This window comes from Massilia sp. DJPM01, from assembly GCF_030348125.1.
GTDB lineage: Bacteria > Pseudomonadota > Gammaproteobacteria > Burkholderiales > Burkholderiaceae_D > Telluria_A > Telluria_A frigida.
This window is the reverse complement of record NZ_JAQOZV010000037.1, coordinates 53,137-74,486: the sequence shown is the minus strand read 5'-3', so window position 1 is coordinate 74,486 and position 21,350 is coordinate 53,137. Positions and strand designations below refer to the sequence as shown.

Genomic DNA, 21,350 nt, shown 5'->3' with positions numbered 1-21,350 from the left:
AGAAAAAATATCACTGGCGACGCAGTTCACAATTGAAATGTCAAGCTATTTATCGCATTTTCAGCATATTTTCGAGGAAATTCCTTAACTTGGGAGGATTGGCCCAACTCCCGATAAAAATCAAGCAGCGCCATCAGTGGCGATGAAAGGACCGCCTCGTGACAGCCCACCAAGACGCCAACGGTTTGCAAGTATAAAGTCGCGATTTCGCCGATGAGTCCCACCAGCGGATGATTACCTGGGGCGCGCTCCCAATAGTCGATTCTTGCGATCACTCTTCCGTCACTGATCTTCCCAATTGCCAATCCGCACAACATTGGATCATTCCAGATAGCCAACTCAATCCGCCTGTGCCGTCCACGCAGCGTACGCACGAGCTGTTGCCAATCCCAATTCACACGACGGTTTTTCCAACGTTGGCAGGCAGCGAGAGCTTCCGCCCCAATTTCTGCCAAACGGATCGACGACCTGTCTGTCCCGGCAAGCTCCGCCATGACTGCAAGCCGGGCCGCATGTCTGAGGACACGGTAGCGGTTCTCCAATTCAATCCGGCGTGGATCATGCACAACGGCCTCTCATACAAAAAAACGGGACGCACAAGCGTCCCGTTTTTTGTCCGGCGGGACCGAAGTCCCTCCATCTTAGCCTCAGTATTTGCCGTGCAGCGCCAGATAGATCTGGCGGCCATTCTTGTACAGCGAACCCGGCACATCCATCGCGCCGGCGGTGTGGATCACCGAACGCACCATCGGATTGTTCAGGTCCTTGCCGTCCAGGGTGACGCTGAAGTTTTCGTTGATCTGGTACGCCAGCGAGGCCGACAGCGAACCGACCGCAGCCTGGTACGAGGCCGAATTGCGGCTGGTGCCATTCAGGAAGCCCGAGCGCCAGCTGTAGGTCAGACGCGCGCTGAGCTTGTTCTGCTCATAGAAAGCACCGACGTTGTAGGCGTTCTTCGAGGTACCGATCAGGGTGCAGTCGGCATAGGTCAGCTTGCCGCACACCGAACCCGGCGCCTTGCCGGTTTCCTTGCCCAGGGTGTAGGTGTAGTTGGCATTCACGCCAAAGCCCGCCGGCAGCGCCTGCTGGTACGAGAACTCCATGCCCTTCACTTCCGCCGTGGTGTTGAGCGGGGTGTCGATCTGGTACACGGTGTTTTTCTTCTGCAACTGGTTGTAGAAGGTGGCGGTGCCGGAACCGTAGGTCACGTAGCCATCGAGCGCCGAGTAGAACGCGCCGGCCGCCAACAGCGACTTCTCGGCGAAATACCATTCCACGCCCAGGTCGAAGTTGTTGGCGCGGATAGGACGCAGGTTCGGGTTGCCGGCGCTGCCGGTGCCCTGCACGTCGCGCAGGTCGGTGCCGGCCATCTGGCCCAGCTCCGGACGCGCCATCGTGCGGCTGGTCGAGAAACGCGCCACCAGGTTTTTCGTCAGGTCCATGCGGAAGTTCGCACTTGGCAGGAAGTCGAGATAGGTGTTGGTGTACAGGCGCGGCTCGAAGTTGCCGGACGGCGCGATTTCGTTGCGCTCGACTTCTTCCTTGGTGTGCACCACGCGCACGCCGACGTTGCCCGAGAAGCCTTCGGCGCCGAAGTTCGCCATCACGTAGGCCGAACGGGTCGGCTCCTTGATCTTGAATTCGTTTTGCTTGAGGTGGCCTTCGTACTTGGCGTAGGTGCTCAGCCAGCTGTTGACGGCTTCGCGCGAGAACGTCCAGTAGCCGGCGCCATTGGCGTCGAGGTCGTTGAACTCGGTCGGGAACGAGGTCAGGCCGCCCATCGGCAGGTTGCCGACCACGGCGAGGCCCGGCAAGGCGTTGATGCCGATGGCGGTCAGGTCGCGCTTGTGCTCCGCGCCGCGCACGCCGAACTGGATCGACTGCACGCTGGCCAGATCAAGCTTGAAGGTGCCGTCGATCTGGCCGTAGGTTTCCTTGTCGATCGCGGTGACGTGCGAACCGTAGGTGTAAGGCACGTTGCCGCCGCCGTCAGGACCGCCGCCGATCGAGAACTTGTCGGCGCCCGGGGTCACATAGGTGACTGCCTTGTCGACGCCATGGATGGTGTAGCTGCCGCCGGTGTACGGCATCCACACGCCGAGCGCACCGCTCACGGTATTGCCCAGGCCCTTGGTGGTGCCGACCTTGGTGGCGAAAGTGAGCTTGTCGTTGACGCGCCATTTGCCGTCCAGGTTGACGAACTGCGACTGGCTTTCCGCCACGGGACGGCTGAACTCTTCCTGCACCGCGCTCGACATGCTGGAACAGGTGGCGCAGTTGGCCGGCACGGTGCCGGTCAGCTGGGTCAGCACGCCGTTATTGACGGTGCCGCTCACGTTACCAGCCGGGAAATCCTTGGTCGCCCAGTTCGGCGCCAGGAAGCGGCCCAGCGATTGCATGAAGTTGTGGTTGATGTTCGGCGCGTCGAGGTGCGAACGGAAGGCGGTGAGGTCGAGCGTGATGTCGCTGGTCGGCTTGAACTGGACATCGATCAGGCCGCCCTTGCGGGTACGTTCCTGCTCGAACCAGGCGGTGCCGCCCAGGTAATTGGCCTTGGCGCCCTTGAGCGGATCGGTCTGGATGGCGGTCGCTGCGCCAGGCAAAGCCTTGTCGACCGGCGAACCGGCTTCGACCGGATCGTACCAGATCCCGTTTTCCTGGCCGACGCGGCTCAGGGTGCGTTTTTCATGGAAACCCTGGACCATCACGGCCAGGTTGCCGGCTTCGTTCTTCCAGTTCACCAGGCCGTTAAACTGGGGATCGTTCTTGCCCGAGTTTTGCGAATTCACGGCGCCCAGGCTGATCTGCGCGCTGATACCCTTCTTGAAGTCCAGCGGTTTGCGCGTTTCGATGTCCACCACGCCGACAGCGCCGCCTTCGAGCAGATTGGCCTGCGAACCTTTATGGACCGTCACGCGGCCGATCAGTTCGGACGGGAACAGGGAGAAGCTCACGCTGCGCCCGCCGCCAATGATGTTATCGGCGAACCAGTCGCCGCTCGATACGGTGTGGCTGTTCAGGGTGGTCAGGGTCAGGCCGAACGGGGTGCCGCGCAGGGCGACGCGGTCGTTTTCGCCGAAGCTGCCTTCGGAGCCGCCGGCGGCGGCCACGCTCACGCCGGGCAGGCGCTGCAGGGAATCGGCCACGTTCTTGTCGGGCATCTTGCCCACATCTTCAGCAGTAATGACTTCGACCAGGCTGTCGGAATTGCGTTTCTGGTTCAGCGACTGCTGCATTGCCGCGCGAATACCAGTGACGATCACCACTTCGCCCTTGGCGTCCGGGTCCACCGCCGGCACTGTGGCGGGACCCTGGGCCTGGGCCTGGGCCGACATCGCGATGCTCAACACCAGAATTGCTGCGGCCGACGCTACCGGCGTCAGGCTGGTCGATACAGGACGCTCTGCGTTCTTATTCACTACTGACTGATTGCGCTTCATTACTTCCCCCTTGATGTTGGCTCCGTGAGTAAGCCAGTTCATTTTTAACAACGACTTTTTATGTGCTACGGGTACCACCACGTCTAAAACCAATCTAACGCCAATATACTCCTCTTTAATACCAGAACACTACCAGTTAAGTGAATTTTTTCATATGTTGTTTCGATAACACATGGGTGGACTGGGATTTTAGCCAAGTGGTCTGGTCATTCGTGGGGAATTCAGCGTAGTTGCAAGAGGGAAGACTATTCCAGCGGTCTTTTTTTGGTATTATCGGTATATGCAAATGCGACAACTGCATGATGTGGCGAATTTGCGCCAGGCGACGGAAAAAGTGGTCCCACCCTCACGAAAGAAAGCAGATTGGTATGAGTTCCCTTGTCCACATCATGCAGACGCTGGGCCAGACCAGCTCGCAGCCGCTGTACCAGCAATTGCAGCGCGCCCTGCGCGAAGCGATCGACCAGCGCATCTTCGGCCCGGACGAAGCCCTGCCGGCGGAACGGCAACTGGCGCTGGACCTGGCGATCTCGCGCATCACGGTGCGCAAGGCGATCGACGGGCTGGTGAGCGAGGGCTTGCTGGTCAAGCGGCCCGGCTCGGGCAACTTCATCAACACGCGCATCGAAAAGAATTTTGCCAAGCTGACCTCGTTTTCGGAGGATATGCGGGCGCGCGGGCGCACGCCACGCAGCGTGTGGCTGAAACGCTCGGAGGGGACGGTGACGCCGGAGGAAGCGCTGCGCCTGCGGCTCTCGCCCGGTGCGCCGGTGTACCGCTTCAACCGGATCCGCTATGCGGACGAGCTGCCGATGTGCCTGGAGTACGCGACCATCGTGGCGTCCTGCCTGCCATCGCTCGATGTGGTGGGGGTGTCGATGTACGAAGCGCTGGAAGCGGCCGGCAACCGGCCCACGCGCGCGCTGCAACGCTTATCGGCGCTGCTGCTCAATGCGGAGCAGGCCAAGCTGCTGCAGTCGAAGGAAGGCGATGCGGGATTGTGCGTGGAACGGCTGGCGTTCCTGCGCGATGGCCGGGCGGTGGAGTTTTGCCGCTCGTACTTCAGGGGGGATATGTATGATTTCGTGGCGGAGTTGACCACGGCGTAAAACCTGGTCGTTCCTGCCGCCGTCGTTTCTGGCAATGCCAGAAACGACGGGGGGGGTTAAATCGCGGTCAGCCCGCCATCAACCGCCAACTGATGCCCGGTCACGAACGAACTCTGCTCCGAACACAGCCACATCGCCGCATTGGCAATCTCCACCGGCTCGGCGAACCTGCCCATCGGATGCACATTGCGCAGCTTTTTCTCGCGCAGCGGTTCGCGTTCCAGCGCGCGCCCCATCATCGGCGTATTGACCACGCCCGGGCACACACTATTAATACGAATCCCTTCGCGCGCATACTCGGCCGCCGCGGTCTTGGTCATGCCCACCACCGCGTGCTTGCTGGCCGCGTAAATCGACTGCGTCGGCGCGCCCACCAGACCGGCCACCGACGCCGTGTTCACAATCGTCCCGCCGCCCTGCTTGAGCATCTGGCGAATCTCGTACTTCATGCACAGCCACGTACCTTTGACGTTGACGTTCATGATGCGGTCGAACAGCGCTTCGTCGGCCTCCGCCAGCGGCAGGTGCTCTTCCTCGATGCCCGCATTATTGAACGCGCAATCGAGCCGCCCGTAATACGCCACCGTCTTGTCGATCAGCGCTTCGACTTCCGCCGCGCGCGTCACATTACACTGCACGAACAGCGCCTTGCCGCCATTTTCGACGATCATCGCCGCCGTCGCGTGGCCGCCATCGACCGAGGTATCGGCCACCACCACGCACGCACCCGCGCGTCCAAACGCCACCGCGGCAGCGCGGCCAATGCCGCCTGCCGCGCCCGTCACGAGAACAACCTTGCCCGCGAACGAGGATTCCTTCTGCTTCTCCCTGGCCATGATCCAACATCTCCGTATGTTCTACAGAGGAAGCAAATACTTCCTCGAAGCAACAGAATACCGTAAACGTTGCTATCCCGCCAGCAACAATTGCTATTTCTACCGCTTGAGCTTGGCTTTTTCCTGATCTCCCGCAATGACCACACTGAGCTTGGCCGGATCGATCGCCTTGCGGAAGGCGGCATTTAGTTGTTCTAACGACACAGCGGCCAGTTTTTGTTCAAAACGTTCGCTCCACTCGAAGGTCTTGCCCAGATACAGCAGCGAAGTCCAGCCGCCGGCCAGGATGCTGTCGTCGGCGCGGTTTTGCGCGCGCTGCTGCAACAGGCCCGATTTGGCCGCCGCCAGTTCGCCCGGGGTAAAGCCCTTGATGACGGCGCGCGTCAACTCCTCGCGCATGGCGGCATCGAGCTTGACCAGGTTCTGCGGCGCGGCGATGGCGCTCATCGTCATGCTGCCGGCGCGGTCAAGGTCCCCCGCCCCCAGCTGCGAGCCGCCGCCGTACGACAGGCCATCCTTCTGGCGGATGCGGTTCATCAGGCGCGATTCCAGGCCGCCGTCGCCGAAAATGTAATTGGCCAGCATCAGCGCCGGATAGTCCGCATCGTCGACTTGCAGGTCGAGGTTCATGCGCGCCATGACGACGCCATTTTCCTTGTCGGCCAGGTTGAGCGTCTTGTTCATCGGCGCGATGGCCGCGTGCGTGCGCAGCACCGGCGCATAGCTTGCACGGCTCTGCCACTTGCCGAACAACTCGTCGATGAGCGGTGCCACGGGCGCCGCGTCGAAATCTCCGACGATCGCCAGTTCGCCGTGCGAGGCGCCGTAGAAATCGCGGTGGTAAGCCTTCACATCGTCCAGGCGCACCGCCTTGACGTCGGCAATCTGCTCATCGAGGGTGCGGCTGGCGCGGATGTCGCCCTTCGGATAATGGTCGAAATGCTCGCTCAGCATGCGCACGGCCACCGATTGCGGCTCGCTGCGGCCCGACTCCAGGCTGACCAGCATTTGCTGGCGCAGCTGCTCGAATTCGGCTTCCGGGAAGGTCGGCTCCTTGAGCACATGCGCCATCAGGCGCAGCGCCTCGGCCAGGTGGGAACGGGTGGTCTCGAACTCCATCAGGCCACCGCTGATCTTGAGTTTATCGAAGGCGTCCGAGAGCTGCTCGCGCGTGTATCGGGTGGTGCCGCGCGTGAGCATGGCGCCCGTCATCGCCGGCAGCATGCCTTTGCCGAACAGGCTTTTCTCGTCGCCCCAGTGCAGGTTCAGGTCCACAACAACGGCTTCGCCACGGTTCTTCTTGGGCAGCAGCGCAAGCTTGATGCCGCCCGCGCTGGCCAGCGTGGTGCGCTTCATGATGTTGGCCTGGCTCGGCTCGAAGTCTTCCGACTTCTGGCTGGCCGCTTTCGGCTTGAAGTCCTTCATCACGGAAGCCAGGGTCGGCGCGGGCGGGATCTCGGCGCGGCGCGGGGCGTCGTCCGGCAAGAAGTGGCCGGTCACGCGGTTGTCGCGGCGCAGGTAGCGTCCGGCCGCCTCGGCCACTTCGGCCGCGCTCATGGTGGCGATGCGTTCGCGCCCGACGAAGAACAGGCGCCAGTCGCCCAGTGCGATCACTTCGGACAAGGCCACGCCGACCTGCTGCGGATCGTTCAGGCTTTTCTCGATACTGTTGGTGTAGTTGCGGCGCACGCGCTCGAGCTCGGCCTCGGTGGGCGGGGTCTTGGCGAAGTCCTCGACGGCGGCCGTGAGCGCGTCGCGCAGCGGTTCGATCGGGTCGCCCTTGCGCACCATGGCGCCGAAGTACAGCATGCCGGGCGCATAGCCGGTTTCGGCGTAGGCGAAGACGTCGCTGGCCTTGCCGCTTTCGACCAGCAGCTTGTGCAGGCGTCCGGTGGTGGCCGCGCCCAATACTTCGGAGGCGAAACTGAGGGGATCGCTGTCGTCATGCAGGGCGGCGGGCACCTTGTAGCCGACCGCGATCATTTGCACGTCGCCCTGGCGGCGCACGGTGAAACTGCGCTCGCCGTCCTGGGTCGGTTCCACCGTCCAGAACTGCGGCAAGGCACGCTTGGGCTTGGGGATGGCGCCGAAACTTTTCGCGATCCAGCCCAGCGTGCGCGCCGGATCGAATTTGCCGGCCACCAGCAGCACCGCGTTATCGGGCTGGTACCAGGTGCGGTAGAACGCTTGCAGGTTCTCGATCCTGACGTTCTCGATATCGCTGCGGTTGCCGATGGTCGAACGGCCGTAGCTGTGCCAGTCGTAGCCGAGGCTCTGCATGCGCTTCATCAGCACTTCGCCGGGCGAATTCTCGCCGCTTTCGTATTCGTTGCGCACCACCGTCATTTCGGAATCGAGATCCTTTTTGGCGATGTAGGAATGGACCATGCGCTCCGCTTCCATCTGCAGCGCCCATTGCAGGTTGTCGTCGCCGGCCTGGAACACTTCATAGTAATTGGTGCGGTCGAGCGCCGTGGTGCCGTTGAACTGCATGCCGCGCTGCGAGAATTGCTGCGCGATGTTGCGGTTGTTGGGCGCGCCCTTGAACATCAGGTGCTCGAGCAGGTGGGCCATGCCGGTTTCGCCATAGTTTTCGTGGCGCGAGCCGACCAGGTAGGTGACGTTGACGGTCACGGTGGGCTTGGACGAGTCGGGAAACAGCAGCACTTTCAGGCCGTTCGGCAGGCGGTATTCGGTGATGCCTTCGACCGAAGGCCCCTGCACGACGCCTTTCGGCATCGGCAGGGCGAGCGCGGCGCCCGTGACTAGGTAAGCGGCGGCGCAGATCCAGCGAATTTGATTCATGAGCTCTTCTGGTAGGGTGGACACGGTTTGCCGTGCCCACGCGGACCCCGGCGCGAGCCATCATACCAGAGGGCGGCTGGCGCGCCGGCGAGCTACTGGCGCGCGCGTTTCTCGTGCGATTGCTGGTGCGAGCTGATGCGTGAGAGTTCGCCCATTTCCTCGGCCAGGAATTCGAGCAGGTCGTCGACGCTGACGATACCGGCCAGGCCGCCCGCGTTGTTGACCACCGGCACGCGCCGGATGCCGCGAGAACGCATGCGTTCGATCGTTTCGTAGACGTCGTCATCTTCCGCCGCGGTCAACAGGTCGGCGCTCATGATGTCGCCCACCAGCAGGCTGCCAGAGTCGAGCCCGAGCGCGATGACGGAGACCACGATGTCGCGGTCGCTGATGATGCCAACCGGAATGCGTTCGCTTTCCGCTTGTTCGATGACGACCAGGTCGCCGACGTGATGCTTTCGCATCAGCAAGGCGGCGGCCTGGACGGTTTCGTCGCCCTTGCAATAGATGGATGGGACAGTACAGATTTCGCCTATGCGCATTGTTTCCTCCCGAGCGGCCCAGCGTTTATCGTTGCACGCGCGCAGGGTTGCGCGCGACAGGCTTAAACTTACGCGGGCTTTCTGATGTCGGTTTGATCCTGCTCAAAGCAGTGGTGACGCTATTTCAGATTTTTGGGTCGCCGGGCAGGGGCAGGAAGCAGGCGTTAACGATTTGCAAATCGTTATCCTTGGCGAAATTGAGGACGAAGTGGTAGGCCAGCGGTTCGAGTTGCTGGAGGTCGTTGTTGACCACCACGGCCTTGACGCCGTCGAGCATGGTCGGGCGCACATAGGGCGAGAACTGCAGGTGCGCGTTGCGTCCGCCCGAGCCTTCCGGACGGAAGCAGGACATGACGCCGCACAGCCGCTCAGCCCAGTCGCTGGGACGGAACTGCCTGCCATTGCTGGTGAGGCCAAGAATGAAAAACTCGTCGGCGAGTTTTTTCTTGCTTTCGGATAACTCGGCCATAGGGCGGGTCGTGGGAACAAGAAGATGCGTGGAGACGAAGGCGCAAGCGCCGGGCCAGTGAATCAGGTGCTGCGGTGGAACGTGAGTATTATATCTTATAGAAGAGTTGAGCTTGCAGAATGATGCGATGTGGTTAGAGGCGAGCGGTCTGCCACCACCGTCGTTCCGGCCGCCATTCTCGTCGTTCCCGCGTGGGCGGGAACCTAAGTTTGTTGAGCCGTCACTAGCTGCGGTACGAACTTGGGTTCCCGCCAAGGGGGCTGCCTAGGCCGGGAACGACGGTGGTGGTGGCAGGAACGACGGTGGAGATGCGGGCCGACAATGCCAAGGCTTACGCCGCCTGCCCAATATTAGCCAAACCAACCGCCCCCGACAACAGCAACAGCAGCAGCATCCATAAAAGCAACGCCCGCCACACCAAGCCCACCGTGCTTTGCAACGCCCGTGCGTTCGGCTCTTCGCCCGGCATCACGTCCACTTCGCTGTAGGTGCTGTCGACAGTGGCCGCGTCCGGCGGCAACACCTTGGACGCATTCTCGTTCGGCGTGCCCAAACGCACCCCCATCGCGCCGCCACCCGCCGACAAAATAATCCCGCGCGCTTCATCATTCCAGCGATGGGCGAAATTGCGCCATGCGTAAATGGCATCTTCAAAATTGCCCACCACCGCGAACGCCACCGCCGTCAGGCGCACCGGCAGCCAGTCGATCCAGTAAAACGCGCGCGCGGCGAACTGGCCGAAGGCTTCGTTGCGCATGTGATCCGGCTCGTTCCACGCCCGCGCCAGGTATTCCGACACGCGGTACATCACCGCGCCGGCCGGCCCCACGATCAAAAACCAGAAAAATACCCCGAATACATTGCGGTGCGTGGTCACCAAGGATTTTTCCACGGCGATGCGGGCCACTTCCGACGCTTCCATCCCGACTGTGTCAACCCGCACCCATTCCGACAGCAGCGCGCGCGCGCCAGCGTCGTCGCCGGCGCTCAGCGCCGCCTGGATCGAACTGAAATAGTGGCTGTAATGGCGGAAACCGAGGGTCAGGTAGACAATCAGCACATTCCACGCAAAGGCGATGAACACCAGCTGGTAGTGGTACAGCAGCCAGGAAATCAGGGCCGTCGGGCCCACCAGCAGCAGGATGACCAGCACCCAGCCCATGCGGCCGTTGCTGGCGTCGCCCGCGTTGAACCACCCCTCCATGCGCATCGCAAAGCTCTTGATCTCCGCATAAATCAGATTGTCTGCCCGCAGCGGCTTGAGCTGTTCGATCAGCAGCGCGCAGAGAATGGAGAGAAATGTCATCGAAGGTCCTTTGTACTTTTTGAAATGAAGCAGCAGAGCAATTCATCAATGCCCGCTACGATAGCGCAGAGCACCGATTCAATCAAACATATTGGCGAGCCGGCCGGACAGGCCCGGACCGCCCTGTTCAGGCACGCAGGAAGTGAAACAGATTGCGCAGCATGCCGGCGGTGGCGCCCCAGATGAAGAAGCGATCATACGGCATCGCGTAGAAGCTGCGCTGTCCCGCGCCCTCGGGCAGTTCCAGCGAGAGGCGCTGGTGATTCATGCCATCCATCAGGAAGCGCAGCGGCACTTCGAAAATTTCGGCAACTTCATTGGCGTCGGCGGCCAGCTCGAACGGCGGCGCGATCAGGCCCACCACCGGCGTGACCCGGTAGCCAGTACCGGTAATATAGTCAGGCAGGGTGCCGATCACGTCCACGTGGCGGCGCTGCAAGCCGATTTCTTCCTCGCTCTCGCGCAGCGCCGTGTCGATGGCGGAGGCGTCGTAGCTTTCGGCGCGCCCGCCCGGAAAACTGATCTGCCCCGCGTGCGCCGACAGGTGCGCGGTGCGCACGGTCAGCAGCATGCTCAGGCCATCCTCGCGCTGCACCAGCGGCAGCAGCACCGAAGCCGGCGTCATCACCGTGCGCCCGGCCCAGGATTCGCCCTGCGGCTCCGGCTGCCAGTGGGCGGGACTGGCGAAACGCTGGCGCAGCCAGCCGGGCGTGAGGCGCTCGGGATCGAGCGCCGCTTCGCCACCGACAGCTTCGACGGGCAATTTTTCTGGATCGAAAATAATCTTGGGCAAGGGTATTGTCCTTCAAAACAAAAAAAGGCATCCGGGTAGGGATGCCTTTTTTGCAACGCAGATGCCGATTACTTGGCAGCGGCTGGAGTTGCAGCGCGACGGTTTGGCAGTTTTTCTTTGATACGTGCCGATTTACCCGAACGCTCACGCAGGTAGTACAGCTTGGCGCGGCGAACATCACCACGACGCTTGACTTCGATCGATGCGATCAGCGGGGAATACAGCTGGAACGTACGCTCGACGCCTTCGCCGGACGAGATCTTGCGAACGATGAAGTTCGAGTTCAGGCCACGGTTACGACGGGAGATCACGACGCCTTCGTATGCCTGGGCGCGCTTGCGGGTGCCTTCGACTACGTTGACGTTGACGATAACGGTATCGCCAGGTGCGAAATCAGGAATAGTCTTGCCCAGACGGGCAATTTCTTCTTGCTCAAGTTGCTGAATCAAATTCATTTTTAGGACTCCGATAACCATCTTGCTGGCGCTGCATTCGCCCAGTAGAGGATGGGGTTACTGATGCGGGCGAGATTGCCCGTACAGTGGCACTGCAATAGCAGATTTACAAACCTGCAAGAAACTTTTCATCGGCCTTGCTCAGCAGTCCGGCGTTGCGCGCCTTGACCAGCAGATCGGGCCGTTTCTTCGCGGTGGCGTCGAGCATGCGCTCGCGCCGCCACTTGATAATCTCGGCATGGTTGCCGCCCATCAGGACCGGCGGCACCGCCACGCCGTCATACGTATCGGGACGGGTGTAATGGGGCGAATCGAGCAAGCCGTTGACGAAACTGTCTTCGAGCGCCGAAGCGTCGTCGTTCAGTACGCCCGGCAATTGCCGCACCACCGCATCCATCAGCGCCATCGCCGGCAGTTCGCCGCCCGACAGCACGAAGTCGCCGAGGCTGATTTCCTCGTCGACGCAGCGGTCCAGCAAGCGCTGGTCGACCGCTTCGTAGCGCCCGCACAGCACGATCAAGCCCGCTTCATCTTTCAGGTCCATCACCCGTTCGTGGGTCAGCGCCCTGCCCTGCGGCGACATGAAGACCACGCGCGGCACCGGCAAGTCGAGCATGACCTGGCGCTGCCTGGCGGCGCCGATGGCCGCTTCGAGCGGCTTGGCCAGCATCACCATGCCCGGTCCGCCGCCATACGGGCGGTCGTCGACGGTACGGTGGTTGTCGGTGGTGAAATCGCGCGGATTCCAGGTCGACAAGCCCCAGCGTTTTTGCTCGAAGGCGCGGCGGGTGACACCCGACTGCGTCAGTGCGGCAAACATCTCGGGAAACAAGGTCACGACATCAAATTGCATCGCGTTCTCGCCTTGCTTGAGCCTTAATAATCCAGACCCCAGTCCACCGTGATGGTCTTGCTTGTCTGGTCAACTGTTTTGACGAACTGGTCCACAAACGGAATCAGGCGCTCGGGCGCCTTGTCATCACTTGCGGTACCCGACGCAGCTTCCGGCACCGGCGTGATGCGCAAAATCGATTGCGCGCCGTTATGCATCATGTCGGACACCAGCCCCAAGGCTTCGCCTTGCAGGTTCACTACATTCAGCCCGATCAGATCGGACCAATAAAATTCATCGGCCGGCAGTTGCGGGAATTGGCTGCGCGGGATGGAAACAGCGGCGCCCTTGAGCGCCTCCGCGGCATCCCGCCCGAGCGTACCTGCCAACTGGGCCACGACGTCGCCGCCGTGTATTTTCGCAGTCCGTACGGAAACGGATTGCAGGCCGGGTTTATCCAGCCACCAGGTTTTCACGCTCAGCAACCCATCCGCGTCGGTGGAAAACGGGGTGACCCGTATCGAACCGGTGACGCCGAAGGCGCCGGACACATATCCGACTTGCGTCAGATCGTCAGGGATTTGCACCCCGGATGCTGCTGGACCGCTCAAACCCGGACCTGCTTAGGCTGCTGCTGGCGCTGCGACTGCAGGCTGGCTGTTCACCAGACGTGCAACGGTTGGCGACAATTGTGCGCCAACGCCTTGCCAGTAAGCCAGACGGTCTGCGGTGATACGCAGGCCGACTTCGCCACCAGCTGCCATCGGGTTGTAAAAACCGATGCGCTCGATGAAGCGGCCGTCGCGGCGATTGCGCGAGTCCGTTGCAACGATGTTGAAGAACGGGCGCTTCTTGGCGCCTCCACGAGCTAAACGAATAACGACCATAATAATTCCAAAAAGTTGTGCTGGGCGGAAAAAGCCGACAATTATAGCGCGCAATGCCGCGCAGCAGCAAGCGTTAATGACAACAGGGCGCGCACTTCGGGGCGAAGCAAAGATTATCGCCGATTTTGCCCTGTAGCGGCAACTGCATCGTCGATCTCTGTCTCAGGAAACGCCGTGCTTTCCGGTCAGAATTGACCGATACTGCCTGCTTTCCCGCTTCCCGCGCCCGTTTCAGGCTTACATTCATGTCCACATCGCACAAAAACAAGACCTTCGCCAGCTTCCTGGCCCTGCTCCTCGGCGCCCTCGGCGCGCACCGCTTTTACCTGCGCGGCAGCCTCGACAAGGTGGGCTTGCTGCACCTGGCCAGCCTGCCCGTTGCCGGGCTGGTGTATGGACTGGCGCCCCAGGCCGACTGGTTTTTCAAGATCCTGCCGCTGGTGGTTTCCGGCATCATCGGCTGCATCGAAGCGCTGGTGATCGGCCTCGCCCCCGACGATAAATTCGATGCCGCCTTCAATCCCGGCTCGGGCCGCACGTCGGAATCGAGCTGGGTGCTGGCACTGTTGTTGGTTTGCACAATGCTGGTGGCGGCGACGGTGGGCATTGCCACCCTCGCCCGCCTGAACGACCTGATTTCGACGGGCGGCGCTTACGGCTGACGCGCGTCCGGGGTCATTTTGCCGTGCCGCTCGCGCTGCTTGATGTCGCTACGCAGGCGCGCGGCGCGCTGCTCAGGCGATTCGATACGCAGCGCTGACTGCCTGGACAGGCCGCCCGGTGGATTGAGCACCAGGTTGGCATCCCAGCTCTCGCCGGCCCGCATCATGAGCGGCGCCGGCAGGCGGTCCACGGCGGTCGCGTCGATCCACGGCGCGATGCGCTGCAACACCAGCTTGATGCGCGGCTTGATGGCCGGCTCGGCAATGCGGCCGCGTTCGCCCCAGCCGACGATCAGCTCGCTGCCGGTGGTCTGGTTGGCATAGGCCACGTCGTAACGCACGTCGTGGCGGTAGCTCATCATGAATTCCTCGAACAGCATCGCCAGGTCTTCGCGCGAGCTGTCATCCTCGAAAATCGAGTAGGCATAGTCATCCGACGCGCGGTCGGAACCGAAGAAGCGTCCGATGTCGGCCGCCGTGTATCCCTTTTGCACGGACGTGGCGTTCTTGCCCTGGTACAGCACCTGCCCCATGCCCAGCATCTCGTTCGACTGCAGCGGGAACTGCACGGCCAGCGCATCCGACGGCAGCGTGCGGTTACCGACGCGGTCGCTGATATTTTCCCAGATCGAGCGTTGCGGATTCATGGCCCGCTCGATCGACGGCAGGAAGTCGTTGGCGTGCGCCAGCTCGTGGTACATCAAACGGCCCAGGTCGAACAGCAGTTCGTCGGTGGTGCGCGTCACGCGCGTCGTGGACGGGTAGCTGCGGCGCGCGTACGCGTTGTTTTTCACCGAGCGGCCCAGCGGAATGAAGTTCAGGTTGTCGTCGAACGCGGAGCGGTAGTCGGGCACCTCGGTGACGACGTCGCGCTGTTCGGCGGTCAGCCACAGGTTGTTGGCGTCCAGGTAAATCGCACCGGTACCGGCACTGTAGAAACTCGGCCGCACGTGCGAACCGATGACGATGGCCGACACGCTCGCCAGCAGGCGGCGGAAGTCGCTGTTGGCGTCCTGGGTCAGCAGGAACTGCTCGAAATTGGCGCCCAGGAAGTCGTGCGAGACGAGTACCCGGCCCATGACCTGGGCCACGCTCGGCACCGCGCCGATGCCCGCTTCGGTCTGCAGCGGCGGCAGTACCTGCGAGCTGCACAGCGTGTTCGACGAACCGGAGTAGCGCACCCCCACGTCGTAGGTGCAGCGCGCCAGCACGCCCGCGTAGGCGCCGGCCTGGCGGTACGGGTGCACGCGCGCGGTGATGTCGAACAGCGCGTCCTGGCCGGGAGTGGCCTGCGGGTCGAGGCTGATCAGGACGTCATCGCTATCCTTCACGCCGCTATTCAAGGTCATGGTGGCGCGGAAGCGCAGCGCCACGTCGGAAGTGACAGCGGGCGCCTTGAACATCAGCAGTTGCGGGTCGACGGTATCCATCTTCACGGTCGGGCCGCTGACCTGGGTCCAGACGATGTCGACGATCTTGTCGCCGCCGACCAGGTTCGGCCAGGCGCGCACCGAGGTTTCGGTGCCAGGGCGCACGGCGTGGTCGGCGCGCAGGGTGATGAAGCTGCCCACCGGCGCCTCGCCCACGGTGACGTCGGTAGTCAGGGACTGGCGCGAACCGTCGGCCAGGGTGACATCGGCGCGCAGGACGACCAGGCCTTTTTGGTGCGCCTCGAAGGTGATGGTCGGCGTACGCGCCGCCTGCAGGGTGACCGCGGGGCCGCTGACCTGGCTCCAGCTGACATCGGCCAGCGGCGCGCCGCACGAGAGCACGCTGGCACCGGCAGCCTTGTCGGCGGCGACGGCTTTGTCGGCAACGATGTACGCTTTGCAGCCATCCGGCTTGGTATCGTTCGGCGTGGGGGTGGGGGTGGGGGTGGGGGTGGGGGTGGGGGTGGGCGTTGGCGTGGACGGGGTATCGACCCTGCCCGGCACCCGGGTTGTATCACCGCCCCCGCCGCCGCAGGCGGTAACCAGGGTGGCGATGGCCAGCGCGACCGGAAGGCGCACTGCGTATTGTTGAATGTTCAAGATAAGTCCTGTGAAATAGGGCAAACGTGGGATGTAAAGACCGTGCGTGGATTATAAACAGTTGAGGGAAGACGAAGCACACCTTGCCGCGAATAATTGCTGTCTCGCAAGTGATCTACAATACGGTATGCGGCTCGTTGCCGGGCACGATTAATCGATCAGGAGAAGACTATGATGAAACGCAATTTGACACTGGCGCTGGTACTGGCGCTGAGCAGCGCGATGGGCACGGTACACGCCTCGTCCGCGCAGTTGCGCGCCGCCGATGCGCAGTACGCGCAGGACCGCGAAATCTGCAACGACGAGCGTAACGATGGGCAGCGCATGAAATGCCTGCGCGCGGCCAAGTCGGAGAATAACCGCGCACTGGCGGCGGCCCGTGGGGGCGAGCGTTACGACGAGCGCAACGCGCCGCGCGCGGCGGCCTGCCGCGACTGCGGCAAGGTGACGGCGGTGCGCAGCGCGCGCCAGAATGGCAGTGCGAATGCGCTGGGCGTGATTGGCGGCGGCGCCGTGGGCGGGCTGCTGGGCAATCAGGTCGGCGGCGGATCGGGGCGCGCGCTGGCCACGGTGGCCGGTGCGGTCGGTGGTGCGTATGCGGGGAAAAAGATCCAGGAACGCGCGAATGCGCATACCGTGTGGACGGTGGACGTCCAGTACGACAACGGCCAGCGCCGCTCGTTCAAGTTTAACAATCAGCCGGGCATGCAGCGTGGGGATCGTGTGCGCAATTCGGGCAATTCGATTCGTAGGTCGTAAGACCGCCGTCGTAGTGGCAAAGGGCTAGCCGCCCCCTCCGTCGTTCCTGGCACTGCCAGAAACGACTTCCCGCGCAGGCGGGAACGCATGCGTTCCCCCCAAGTTCGCAAATTAGCCTATGGCTGCGGAACGGAATTGGGTTCCCGCCTGCGCGGGAACGGCGGTTTTGAGCGTGACGGCCTTTTTAGAACTGATCTTCCGTCAACGCCAGCACCCCAGCACTACCTTCCACAATCGCCGTACGCAATCCCGACGCCTGCGTCAGGATATGGTCCGCGAAGAAGCGCGCCGTAGCAATCTTGGCCTTGTAGAAGAGCGCATCGCCATCGCCGCCATCGATCTTCGCCTGTGCCACCAGCGCCGCGCGCGCCATCACCCAGCCACCAAGCACGATACCGGCCAGTTTCAGGTACAGCACACTACCCGAGAACACGCCCTTGATATCGGTCTTCATGTTCGCGGCGACATACTCCACCACCGCTTCCAGCGCCACACTGCCTTCGACCAGCGCGCGATGGATCGCCTTGAAGTCCGCGCCGCCCTGGGCCGCCAGCAGCGCCTCGGTCTCGCGCACCTGGCCGATGATCGACTTGGCCACGGCACCGCCGTCGCGCACCGTCTTGCGGCCCACCAGGTCGTTCGCCTGGATCGCGGTCGTGCCTTCGTAGATGGTCAGGATCTTGGCATCGCGGTAGTGCTGCGCCGCGCCGGTTTCCTCGATAAAGCCCATCCCGCCGTGAACCTGCACGCCGTCGCGCGTGACGTCCTGCGACATCTCGGTCGACCAGCCTTTGATGATCGGCACCAGATACTCGTATACCGCCAGGTTGGACGCGCGCACGGCCGCGTCTTCGTGGTGATGGGCGACGTCGCTGATGCCCGCGCCCACATACGCCAGCGCGCGCGCCGCTTCGACCTGCGCACGCATCGACATGAGCATGCGGCGCACATCGGGGTGATGGATGATCGATACCGGGCCGGCGGAACCGGCCAGGTCGCGCGACTGCACGCGGTCCTTGGCAAAGGCCACGGCCTGCTGGTACGAACGCTCGGCCAGGCCGATGCCCTGCAAGCCCACGCCGAAGCGCGCCGCGTTCATCATGATGAACATGTATTCGAGGCCGCGGTTTTCTTCGCCGACCAGGGTACCAATGGCGCCGCCGTTATCACCAAATTGCAGCACGGCGGTGGGGCTGGCCTTGATGCCCAGCTTGTGCTCGATCGAGACGCAGTGCGCGTCATTGCGCGCGCCCAGCGAGCCGTCGGCATTGACCAGGAACTTGGGCACGATGAACAGCGAAATGCCCTTCACGCCCGCCGGCGCATCCGGCGTGCGCGCCAGGACCAGGTGGACGATGTTCTCGGTCAGGTCGTGCTCACCGTAGGTGATGAAGATCTTGGTGCCGAAAACCTTGTAGGTGCCGTCGCCCTGCGGCACGGCGCGCGTACGCACGGCGGCCAGGTCCGACCCGGCCTGGGGCTCGGTCAGGTTCATGGTACCGGTCCATTTGCCCGATACCAGCGGCTCCAGATAGGTCGCCTTCTGTTCGTCGGAGCCTGCCGTCAGCAGCGCTTCGATCGCGCCGTCCGACAGCAAGGCCACCAGCGCGAACGAGATGCTCGACGCGTTGAGCATCTCGATGCACGGCGTGGCAACCAGCTTGGGCAAGCCCTGGCCGCCGAAATCGGTCGGGTGCTGCACGCCCTGCCAGCCGGCTTCCGCGAAGCCCTTGAAGGCATCCTTGAAGCCCTTGGAGGTGGTCACCTGGCCGTCGTGCCAGAAGCTCGGCTCCTTGTCGCTGGAGTGGTTCAATGGCGCGACGACGTTGGCGCAGAATTTCGCGTTTTCTTCGAGGACTGCTTCAACCGTGTCGGCGGTGGCGTCTTCGCAACCGGGCAGCGTGTTGACGGTGGACAGTCCGGCCAGTTCGTTCATCACGAACAGCATGTCTTTCAGCGGGGCTTTGTAAGTCACCTTGATCTCCTAAAATTGCGCTTCCAATGGACGTGTAGGGTGGGCACAGGGTTCCCGTGCCCACCCTACAGGTGTTTGCTGCAGATACTGTACGGTAGCCGGCGCGGCTTAGCCGAGTTGCTTGACCAGGTCAGGCACTACCTCGAACAGGTCGCCCACGATGCCGTAGTCGGCCACCGAGAAGATCGGCGCTTCCGGATCCTTGTTGATCGCAACGATGGTCTTCGAGTCCTTCATGCCGGCCAAATGCTGGATGGCGCCGGAGATGCCGACCGCGATGTACAGCATTGGCGCGACAATCTTGCCGGTCTGGCCAACTTGCCAGTCGTTCGGCACGAAGCCCGCATCAACCGCGGCGCGCGACGCGCCCATGGCGGCATTGAGCTTGTCGGCCAGCGGTTCGAGGATCTTGAAGTTGTCGCCCGAGCCCATGCCGCGGCCACCGGAAACGATGATCTTGGCGGCGGTCAGTTCAGGACGATCCGACTTGGCCAGTTCACGGCCGACGAAAGTCGACTTGCCCGAATCGGCAACCGCGCCGATGGCTTCCGTGGCAGCCGAGCCGCCTTCGGCCGCAGCCGAATCGAAACCGGTGGTGCGCACGGTGATGACCTTGATCTTGTCCGACGACTGCACGGTGGCGATGGCGTTACCGGCGTAGATAGGACGCTCGAAGGTGTCCGGCGAATCGACCTTGGTGATCTCGGAGATCTGCGCCACGTCCAGCTTGGCGGCCACGCGCGGCAGAATGTTTTTGCCGTAAGCGGTTGCCGGAGCGAGGATGTGCGAGTACGACGCAGCCAGGCCCAGGATCTGCTCGGCCACGTTTTCGGCCAGGCCGTCAGCGTGGTGCGGCGCGTCGGCGACCAGCACTTTGGTCACGCCGGCGATGGCGGCTGCTTGCGCGGCGGCGGCGCCGCAGTTGCTGCCAGCAACGAGGATGTGCACGTCGCCGCCGCAGGCGATCGCGGCGGTGACGGTGTGGTGGGTGCTTCCCTTGAGGGAGGCGTTGTCGTGTTCAGCAATAACTAATGCGACCATGATTTTTCCTGTATTTTTAGGTGAGACGGCCAGGCCGCGATCAGATAACTTTGGCTTCGGTGCGCAGCTTGGCGACCAGGGTGGCCGCATCCGGCACCTTGATGCCGGCCGAACGCTTGGCTGGCTCGACGACTTTGAGGGTCTTCAGGCGCGGCGCAACGTCGACGCCCAGCTCTTCCGGCTTGACCACGTCCAGCGGCTTTTTCTTGGCCTTCATGATGTTCGGCAGGGTCACGTAGCGCGGCTCGTTCAGGCGCAGGTCGGTCGTGATGATCGCCGGCAGCGTGAGCGCCAGGGTTTCCAGGCCGCCGTCGACTTCGCGGGTGACGGTGACTTTGCCGTCTTCCAGCACGACTTTCGAGGCGAACGTGGCTTGCGGCCAGCCCAGCAGGGCGGCCAGCATCTGGCCGGTCTGGTTCGAGTCGTCATCGATGGCTTGCTTGCCCAGGATGATCAGCTGCGGCTGCTCCTTGTCGGCCAGCGCCTTGAGCAGCTTGGCCACGGCCAGCGGTTCGAGGTCGGCGCTCGTTTCGACCAGGATGCCGCGGTCGGCGCCAATGGCCATGCCGGTGCGCAGGGTTTCCTGGCACTGGGTTACGCCGCAGGACACGGCCACCACTTCGGTGACCTTGCCGGCTTCCTTCAGACGCATCGCTTCTTCCAGCGCGATCTCGTCGAAAGGATTCATCGACATTTTGACATTGGCGATATCGACGCCGCTGCCGTCGGATTTCACACGCACTTTGACGTTGTAGTCGACCACGCGTTTGACGGGAACCAGGACTTTCATAGGGGTGCCTTTGGAAGAATAAATAAGGTGACTTGACTAAAGTGGCCTAGATTATAAGAGAAAAACCGTTTTCACGCCAAATTAAAGCACGATCGTGCGATTTTTAGCTAGAGGAAAACACCTAATCGTCGGGCTTTGTCATGATGTCGGGAAATTGTTGGAGAAAACCCGCGGGGCGTGCTGCTGCCTTGCCCCGTCCGGAATCTTATTTGCGGCGCATCAAAAAGATGAATTCGCGGCCGTTTTGGGTATGGGAAACGAGGGCATTGCCGGTCTGCTTGGCAAACGCCTGGAAGTCGCGTACGGAGCCGGTGTCGGTAGCGACAATGCGCAGCACTTCCCCGGTTTCCATTTCCGCAAGCGCCTTCTTGGCCTTGAGGATCGGCAATGGGCAATTGAGTCCCCGTGCGTCGAGTTCCTTCTGGTATTCCATGATCTCGCTGTCGAAAGTTGTATCGCTCATCGCTTGCTCTTAGGGTGGATTGAATTACTCACCCAACAAATATACTCCAAATCCGCAAATTTGACGCACCGCACCAATATATAAATTGCTTGTTGCATGGTCACAACGACAATAACAGCTCTGCAACGGAAGTTGTAAGCTGCGCGTAAGAAATGT

Annotated in this window: 20 protein-coding genes; 3 read left to right on the top strand and 17 right to left on the bottom strand. The window is 62.2% G+C overall.

The window, feature by feature from the left end:
* Positions 1-26: 26 nt before the first annotated feature.
* Together PO883_RS22020 and PO883_RS22015 are read right to left on the bottom strand one after the other, a co-directional pair.
* Positions 27-566 carry a hypothetical protein gene (locus PO883_RS22020; protein ID WP_289311646.1) on the bottom strand — a complete coding sequence of 180 codons (540 nt, stop codon included), beginning with the start codon at positions 564-566 and terminating at the stop codon, positions 27-29.
* A gap of 81 nt (positions 567-647) precedes the next feature.
* Positions 648-3,419 carry a TonB-dependent receptor gene (locus PO883_RS22015; RefSeq protein WP_289311645.1) on the bottom strand — a complete coding sequence of 924 codons (2,772 nt, stop codon included), beginning with the start codon at positions 3,417-3,419 and terminating at the stop codon, positions 648-650.
* A gap of 389 nt (positions 3,420-3,808) precedes the next feature.
* Here PO883_RS22015 and PO883_RS22010 point away from each other — a divergent pair, with 389 nt between their 5' ends.
* Entirely contained in the window at positions 3,809-4,549 is a 741-nt protein-coding gene (locus tag PO883_RS22010; protein ID WP_289311644.1) for a GntR family transcriptional regulator, read from the top strand.
* Positions 4,550-4,605: 56 nt separating this feature from the next.
* Here the strand turns inward: PO883_RS22010 and PO883_RS22005 are convergent, their stop codons facing one another.
* The 10 genes from PO883_RS22005 to rpsP form a co-directional block, all read right to left on the bottom strand.
* The gene (locus PO883_RS22005; RefSeq protein ID WP_289311643.1) at positions 4,606-5,385 is read right to left on the bottom strand and encodes an SDR family oxidoreductase; all 780 of its coding nucleotides are present in this window, start codon (positions 5,383-5,385) and stop codon (positions 4,606-4,608) included.
* A gap of 99 nt (positions 5,386-5,484) precedes the next feature.
* On the bottom strand, positions 5,485-8,190 hold the full coding sequence (locus PO883_RS22000; protein WP_289311642.1) for a pitrilysin family protein: 2,706 nt from the start codon (positions 8,188-8,190) through the stop codon (positions 5,485-5,487).
* Positions 8,191-8,282: 92 nt separating this feature from the next.
* Positions 8,283-8,732, bottom strand: a complete 450-nt coding sequence (locus PO883_RS21995) for a CBS domain-containing protein (protein ID WP_289311641.1) — start codon at positions 8,730-8,732, stop codon at positions 8,283-8,285.
* Positions 8,733-8,856: 124 nt separating this feature from the next.
* Positions 8,857-9,201, bottom strand: coding sequence for a DUF3579 domain-containing protein (locus PO883_RS21990; RefSeq protein WP_289311640.1), 345 nt, complete (start codon positions 9,199-9,201; stop codon positions 8,857-8,859).
* A 331-nt stretch (positions 9,202-9,532) separates the two neighbouring features.
* Positions 9,533-10,507 (bottom strand): CobD/CbiB family protein, encoded by a 975-nt coding sequence (locus tag PO883_RS21985; RefSeq protein WP_289311639.1) that lies wholly within the window; start codon positions 10,505-10,507, stop codon positions 9,533-9,535.
* A gap of 127 nt (positions 10,508-10,634) precedes the next feature.
* The gene (locus PO883_RS21980) at positions 10,635-11,300 is read right to left on the bottom strand and encodes a CoA pyrophosphatase (RefSeq protein WP_289311638.1); all 666 of its coding nucleotides are present in this window, start codon (positions 11,298-11,300) and stop codon (positions 10,635-10,637) included.
* 68 nt (positions 11,301-11,368) lie between these two features.
* Positions 11,369-11,755 carry a 50S ribosomal protein L19 gene (gene rplS, locus PO883_RS21975; protein WP_054266855.1) on the bottom strand — a complete coding sequence of 129 codons (387 nt, stop codon included), beginning with the start codon at positions 11,753-11,755 and terminating at the stop codon, positions 11,369-11,371.
* A 106-nt stretch (positions 11,756-11,861) separates the two neighbouring features.
* Positions 11,862-12,608: a tRNA (guanosine(37)-N1)-methyltransferase TrmD gene (gene trmD, locus PO883_RS21970; RefSeq protein WP_289311637.1), complete on the bottom strand. Its 747-nt coding sequence runs from the start codon at positions 12,606-12,608 to the stop codon at positions 11,862-11,864.
* Between the two features lie 23 nt (positions 12,609-12,631).
* Positions 12,632-13,174, bottom strand: a complete 543-nt coding sequence (gene rimM, locus PO883_RS21965; protein WP_289311636.1) for a ribosome maturation factor RimM — start codon at positions 13,172-13,174, stop codon at positions 12,632-12,634.
* A 36-nt stretch (positions 13,175-13,210) separates the two neighbouring features.
* Positions 13,211-13,474: a 30S ribosomal protein S16 gene (rpsP, locus tag PO883_RS21960; protein ID WP_082692444.1), complete on the bottom strand. Its 264-nt coding sequence runs from the start codon at positions 13,472-13,474 to the stop codon at positions 13,211-13,213.
* A gap of 245 nt (positions 13,475-13,719) precedes the next feature.
* Here rpsP and PO883_RS21955 point away from each other — a divergent pair, with 245 nt between their 5' ends.
* Positions 13,720-14,136 (top strand): NINE protein, encoded by a 417-nt coding sequence (locus tag PO883_RS21955; protein WP_289311635.1) that lies wholly within the window; start codon positions 13,720-13,722, stop codon positions 14,134-14,136.
* Here PO883_RS21955 and PO883_RS21950 read toward each other — a convergent pair.
* Entirely contained in the window at positions 14,127-16,166 is a 2,040-nt protein-coding gene (locus tag PO883_RS21950; RefSeq protein ID WP_289311634.1) for a hypothetical protein, read from the bottom strand. The two genes, PO883_RS21955 and PO883_RS21950, sit on opposite strands and share 10 nt — an antisense overlap.
* A 171-nt stretch (positions 16,167-16,337) precedes the next feature.
* Here PO883_RS21950 and PO883_RS21945 point away from each other — a divergent pair, with 171 nt between their 5' ends.
* Positions 16,338-16,925 (top strand): glycine zipper 2TM domain-containing protein, encoded by a 588-nt coding sequence (locus PO883_RS21945; protein ID WP_289311633.1) that lies wholly within the window; start codon positions 16,338-16,340, stop codon positions 16,923-16,925.
* A gap of 184 nt (positions 16,926-17,109) precedes the next feature.
* Here PO883_RS21945 and PO883_RS21940 read toward each other — a convergent pair whose 3' ends face one another.
* The 4 genes from PO883_RS21940 to PO883_RS21925 all read right to left on the bottom strand — a co-directional run bounded on the left by PO883_RS21940 (position 17,110) and on the right by PO883_RS21925 (position 21,164).
* Entirely contained in the window at positions 17,110-18,900 is a 1,791-nt protein-coding gene (locus PO883_RS21940; protein WP_289311632.1) for an acyl-CoA dehydrogenase, read from the bottom strand.
* A 108-nt stretch (positions 18,901-19,008) separates the two neighbouring features.
* On the bottom strand, positions 19,009-19,941 hold the full coding sequence (locus tag PO883_RS21935) for an electron transfer flavoprotein subunit alpha/FixB family protein (protein WP_289311631.1): 933 nt from the start codon (positions 19,939-19,941) through the stop codon (positions 19,009-19,011).
* Positions 19,942-19,981: 40 nt separating this feature from the next.
* On the bottom strand, positions 19,982-20,731 hold the full coding sequence (locus PO883_RS21930; RefSeq protein ID WP_289311630.1) for an electron transfer flavoprotein subunit beta/FixA family protein: 750 nt from the start codon (positions 20,729-20,731) through the stop codon (positions 19,982-19,984).
* Between the two features lie 205 nt (positions 20,732-20,936).
* Positions 20,937-21,164: a sulfurtransferase TusA family protein gene (locus PO883_RS21925; protein WP_054268154.1), complete on the bottom strand. Its 228-nt coding sequence runs from the start codon at positions 21,162-21,164 to the stop codon at positions 20,937-20,939.
* Positions 21,165-21,350 lie beyond the last annotated feature (186 nt).

What these genes read in the sequence shown, in the direction of transcription:
- PO883_RS22010 (WP_289311644.1), top strand. Translation starts at nt 3,809, where the DNA reads ATGAGTTCCCTTGTCCACATCATGCAGACGCTGGGCCAGACCAGCTCG.
- PO883_RS22005 (WP_289311643.1), bottom strand. Translation starts at nt 5,385, where the DNA reads ATGGCCAGGGAGAAGCAGAAGGAATCCTCGTTCGCGGGCAAGGTTGTT.
- PO883_RS22000 (WP_289311642.1), bottom strand. Translation starts at nt 8,190, where the DNA reads ATGAATCAAATTCGCTGGATCTGCGCCGCCGCTTACCTAGTCACGGGC.
- PO883_RS21995 (WP_289311641.1), bottom strand. Translation starts at nt 8,732, where the DNA reads ATGCGCATAGGCGAAATCTGTACTGTCCCATCCATCTATTGCAAGGGC.
- PO883_RS21990 (WP_289311640.1), bottom strand. Translation starts at nt 9,201, where the DNA reads ATGGCCGAGTTATCCGAAAGCAAGAAAAAACTCGCCGACGAGTTTTTC.
- PO883_RS21985 (WP_289311639.1), bottom strand. Translation starts at nt 10,507, where the DNA reads ATGACATTTCTCTCCATTCTCTGCGCGCTGCTGATCGAACAGCTCAAG.
- rplS (WP_054266855.1), bottom strand. Translation starts at nt 11,755, where the DNA reads ATGAATTTGATTCAGCAACTTGAGCAAGAAGAAATTGCCCGTCTGGGC.
- trmD (WP_289311637.1), bottom strand. Translation starts at nt 12,608, where the DNA reads ATGCAATTTGATGTCGTGACCTTGTTTCCCGAGATGTTTGCCGCACTG.
- rpsP (WP_082692444.1), bottom strand. Translation starts at nt 13,474, where the DNA reads ATGGTCGTTATTCGTTTAGCTCGTGGAGGCGCCAAGAAGCGCCCGTTC.
- PO883_RS21955 (WP_289311635.1), top strand. Translation starts at nt 13,720, where the DNA reads ATGTCCACATCGCACAAAAACAAGACCTTCGCCAGCTTCCTGGCCCTG.
- PO883_RS21945 (WP_289311633.1), top strand. Translation starts at nt 16,338, where the DNA reads ATGATGAAACGCAATTTGACACTGGCGCTGGTACTGGCGCTGAGCAGC.
- PO883_RS21935 (WP_289311631.1), bottom strand. Translation starts at nt 19,941, where the DNA reads ATGGTCGCATTAGTTATTGCTGAACACGACAACGCCTCCCTCAAGGGA.
- PO883_RS21930 (WP_289311630.1), bottom strand. Translation starts at nt 20,731, where the DNA reads ATGAAAGTCCTGGTTCCCGTCAAACGCGTGGTCGACTACAACGTCAAA.
- PO883_RS21925 (WP_054268154.1), bottom strand. Translation starts at nt 21,164, where the DNA reads ATGGAATACCAGAAGGAACTCGACGCACGGGGACTCAATTGCCCATTG.